Annotated in this window: 1 protein-coding gene; it reads left to right on the top strand. The window is 45.3% G+C overall.

What is annotated here, in order from left to right; translation table 11 throughout:
• On the top strand, positions 1–611 hold a 611-nt coding region (mepA, locus tag R8O10_RS26095; RefSeq protein ID WP_318192080.1), incomplete at both ends, for a penicillin-insensitive murein endopeptidase.

The following is a 611-nucleotide window of genomic DNA, read 5'->3' as shown; positions in this document are numbered from 1 at the left end:
AGCTCCTCTTTATGCTACGCCATGGGAGCAAGTTAGTGCTCCCACTCATAATATGTCCTCTTCTATTGGTAGTTACGCGAACGGCTGCTTAGATGGGGCCTCCCCCCTGCCTTTAGAAGGTACAGGTTATCAAGTGTTACGTAGTCGAACGAATCGCTACTATGGGCACCCTAACACTATAGATTTTGTTGAAAGCCTAGCTTTAAAGGCGAATCAAAAGTTAAAAACTACTTTACTAATTGGCGACCTTTCTTTACCTCGTGGCGGCCGTTTTTCATCTGGTCATTCAAGCCATCAAACGGGGCTGGATATTGATATCTGGTTGCGTTTAGCTGACTCTCCTCTCTCCTATAACGAACTTCAATTGCCGAAACCGATGAGTGTGGTTGATCTGCAAGACTACTCGATATTAAATCATCGATGGGATAAGAGGCATTTTGAACTCATCCGTTATGCTGCTAAGAGCGATGAGGTGGCTCGTATCTTTGTTCACCCTGTTATCAAGGAGCAACTGTGTGCTCAGGAAGGGGGAAAAGATCGTTCTTGGCTACGTAAAGTTCGTCCTTGGTGGGGACATCATTATCATTTTCATGTGCGCTTATCATGCCCTG

Source organism: Vibrio sp. 1727, from assembly GCF_033344415.1.
GTDB classification, from domain to species: Bacteria; Pseudomonadota; Gammaproteobacteria; order Enterobacterales; family Vibrionaceae; genus Vibrio; species Vibrio alginolyticus.
The sequence above is the reverse complement of the archived record's forward strand: the minus strand, read 5'-3'. Positions and strand labels throughout refer to the sequence as shown.